Source organism: Endozoicomonas sp. ONNA2 (assembly GCF_024606365.1).
Classification (GTDB): Bacteria; Pseudomonadota; Gammaproteobacteria; order Pseudomonadales; family Endozoicomonadaceae; genus Endozoicomonas.
In genome coordinates, this window is sequence record NZ_JAHHPO010001061.1 from 1 (window position 1) to 3,672 (window position 3,672).

A 3,672-nucleotide genomic window follows, 5' to 3' on the forward strand; every position below is an offset into this window, starting at 1 on the left:
AACTTCGACAAGCTCAGTCCAGTCAGGCAATGAAAATAGGGAAGTTATTTCCAGATAACTCCTAAGTAGTGGAAAAATGTCAATCCCTGTTTAGCAAAATTCAGGAAAGAACCGTACAAATAAATATAACCGTACAAACTTTTGAGGCTTGTGTAGAATTATCTTTACAAATGATAAAAGCGGGCGTTAACAATTTGAACAGCTATCCGAACAGGAATGAGCCGTTCAAACTACAGAGAATCCCCGAAGTGGTGGGGTTTCCGGAAATCTGCCGGAGCCAGGCATCCGTTTTGAGGGTTGCGGTAAATTGAGGATAACAATTGCTGATTCTGAGGAGAATAGCCGGGCTATTTGCTGAAGAAACAGGGATTTTCAGACCAATCAGTTATAACCTCAACAGGACGGTATTACGTCCGGCAGGCCTCCATAGTTGATAGCAGCCCACTATAACCAGGAGATAATACTATGTCAGAGCACCACGTCGATCGCTCCACCTTCAATCAGGTCATGGTTCCCAATTATGCGCCCCAGGCCATGGTGCCAGTGCGCGGGAAGGGATCACGAATCTGGGATCAGGAAGGGAAAGAATATCTCGACTTTGCCGGCGGCATCGCCGTTAATGCCCTGGGGCATTGTCACCCGACGCTGATCGATGCCCTGAAAAAACAGGGTGAAACACTGTGGCATCTGAGCAATGTTTACACCAATGAACCGGCACTGGAACTGGCCCAGCAGTTAATCAACAACACCTTTGCTGACAAAGTCTTCTTCTGTAACTCCGGTGCCGAAGCCAATGAAGCCGCTTTCAAGCTGGCCAGAAAATACGGCTATGACAATTTCGGGCCGAACAAACATGAGATCGTCTCCTTCTACCAATCGTTCCATGGCCGAACACTCTTTACCGTTACCGTAGGCGGACAAAAAAAATACTGCGAAGGCTTTGAGCCGGTGCCCGGCGGTGTCCTGCACACCACCTACAACGACCTTGAGGCCCTCAAGGCCATCATGTCTGAGCGCACCTGCGCCGTTGTCATTGAACCTATCCAGGGCGAAGGCGGGGTTATTCCTGCGGACCCTGAATTCATCAAAGGGGTCAGGGAACTGTGCGACCAGCACAATGCCCTGCTGGTTTTCGATGAAGTCCAGTCCGGTATAGGCAGGACCGGCCAACTCTTTGCCTACATGGGCCTTGGTATCACACCGGACATTCTCACCAGCGCCAAATCCCTTGGCGGTGGCTTCCCGATCGGTGCCATGTTAACCACCAACAAGGTAGCAGAAAGCTTTGGCTTTGGTACCCACGGCAGCACCTACGGCGGTAACCCACTGGCCTGCGCCGTAGCGCTGGAAGTAATCAAAACCGTGAATGACCCACAAGTGCTGGCTAACGTCAGTAGCAAGCATGACCGCTTCCAAAAGCATCTGGAAGCCATCAACAGCAAATATGGCATCTTTGCCGACGTGCGGGGTAAAGGCTTGCTCATTGGTGCGGAGCTGGTGGAAAAATATCACGGCAAGGGTAAAGACTTTCTTGCCGCTGCAGCAGACGAAGGGCTGATGCTGCTGGTCGCCGGCCCCAATGTCCTGCGCTTTGCACCATCACTGATTATTCCGGATGAAGACATTGATGAGGGTATGGCACGGCTGGAAAGAGCGGTTGCTACCGTGGTTTCTGCGAAGGTATAAAAGCCTTGAACCACAAAGACACGAAGACACAAAGTTTTTATGGGCTGCCTGAGCTGCGCTCGGCAAACAGAAAAAGCTTCCTTTGTGTCTTTGTGCCTTTGTGGTTCCCCTCTTTTTAAGGCCTTTCACACTCCCCCCCTCTACGCTGGAATTTATACCCGGACCAAACAGAATGAGCATGTCGTATGGTTAAGCCCGCTAAAACGCTCCCCCCTGAACTCCTCCCCTGGCTGGATTTACTCAATGACCAGCACGATGAAATGCTGGCAAGAACCATTGAACTGGCCGAAATAAATTCCGGCAGCCTTAATCGTGACGGTGTCAATCGGGTTCTGGAAAAGTTGCTGCAACTCACCTCCGGTCTATCAAAAGACCATGAACGCATACCTGTGAACCCATGGTCGGTGGTAAACGACAACGGTGAAATTATCCAACACCCACTGGGTGATGCGCTAAGGATCCGCAAACGCCCCGAAGCACCTCTCCAGGTCTTTCTGTGCGGACATATGGATACCGTGTTCCCCAAAGACAGCCCTTTTCAAAAGGTCGTCTGGCTGGACGATGACACCATCAATGGCCCCGGAGTCACGGATTTAAAAGGCGGTATTCTGGTGATGCTCAAGGCACTGGAAGTACTTGAACAAAGCCCATGGGCTGGGCAGATCGGCTTGGAAATACTGTTTAACCCGGATGAAGAGATTGGTTCCCCTGGCTCAGCACCACTGATTGAGGAGGCTGCAACACGGGTCCATCTGGGCATGATCTTTGAACCCTGCTTTCCCGATGGCAACCTGGCTGGCCAACGCAAAGGCAGTGGTAATTTCACCCTGGTCAGCCATGGCAAAGCGGCCCATGCCGGCCGTGAACATCATCTGGGGCGCAACGCTATACGAGCCCTCTGTGATTTTGTTGCCGCCATGGACGACCTGAATGGCCAGCAGCCGGGCATCACCTTTAACCCCGGCTACATTCACGGTGGTGGTCCCACCAATATCGTGCCCGACCGCTGTATTCACAAATTTAATATCCGCCTGGAACAGCCTGATGATGAACAGTGGTGCATGCAAAAGCTCGGTGAGATCATTGACAGCATAAACCAGCGTGACGGCATTCACCTGGCACTGCACGGCGGATTTACCCGCAAGCCCAAAGTGCTGAGTCATGCCAACAAACAGTTGCTGACACTGGCAAAAAATATCGGGCATGAGCTGGGTATTCCACTGGACATTAAACCGACGGGTGGTTGCTGCGATGGTAACAACCTTGCCACTGCCGGGATTCCCAATATTGATACGCTTGGGGTTCAGGGGGGAGCTATACATAGTGATCAGGAATATTTAAACGTCAGAAGTCTTGTGCCAAGGGCCAGGCTCAGTGCAGCATTATTATTGAGCCTCGCCCATGCCAGTGCACAGGGTGACTGCTTTGACTGGTTAAAACGAAAAGAGTAAGAGTCTGGCATGAAAACACATAGACCAGAAGACTGGTCTATAATAGATCAAATAAAAATACGGAGACTCAGGTATGCTTGAAGAAATTGGTTCTTACGATGCAAAAACAAAACTGCCGGAAATTCTACGTCGTGTGGAAGCCGGAGAATCTTTCACCATAACCAACCGGGGAAAACCCATCGCAGACTTGATTCCCAGTAAGGCAAAAAGTCGTTTAAAGGCACAGTCTGCCATCAAAAATTTACTCAAAGCCAAAAAGCCTGTTGTTTCTGAGAGTGAACTGAAAGAACTCCGGGAGCGTGGCAGGAAATGACCAGCTTTATCCTGGATAACTCCGTTTCCATGCGCTGGTTGTCAGAAACCAGCAAAAAGAAGGATCAGGCTTATGCAGAATCGGTACTCAAAAGTTTCTCGCATTCCGACGCCCTGGTTCCCAACCTCTGGCATCTGGAAGTGGTCAATGTCACCCTGGGGCTGGAAAAACAGGGCGATAGAATCGGCCTTACGATCGTTCCAATCAAGGCTAATTTAAACG

4 protein-coding genes are annotated in these 3,672 nt (G+C 50.5%); all 4 read left to right on the forward strand.

The genetic code is table 11. From position 1 onward, the window contains the following. Window positions 1–465: 465 nt before the first annotated feature. Window positions 466–1,686, forward strand: coding sequence for an aspartate aminotransferase family protein (locus tag KDK14_RS18835; protein WP_257266748.1), 1,221 nt, complete (start codon window positions 466–468; stop codon window positions 1,684–1,686). 185 nt (window positions 1,687–1,871) lie between these two features. Further along, the gene (locus KDK14_RS18840) at window positions 1,872–3,137 is read left to right on the forward strand and encodes a hydrolase (protein WP_257266749.1); all 1,266 of its coding nucleotides are present in this window, start codon (window positions 1,872–1,874) and stop codon (window positions 3,135–3,137) included. Between the two features lie 73 nt (window positions 3,138–3,210). Next, complete coding sequence (locus tag KDK14_RS18845; protein WP_257266750.1) at window positions 3,211–3,450, forward strand: type II toxin-antitoxin system Phd/YefM family antitoxin; 240 nt, start codon at window positions 3,211–3,213, stop codon at window positions 3,448–3,450. Next, a partial coding sequence (locus KDK14_RS18850; protein WP_257266751.1) for a hypothetical protein occupies window positions 3,447–3,672 on the forward strand: 226 nt, incomplete at its 3' end. The genes KDK14_RS18845 and KDK14_RS18850, both read left to right, overlap by 4 nt.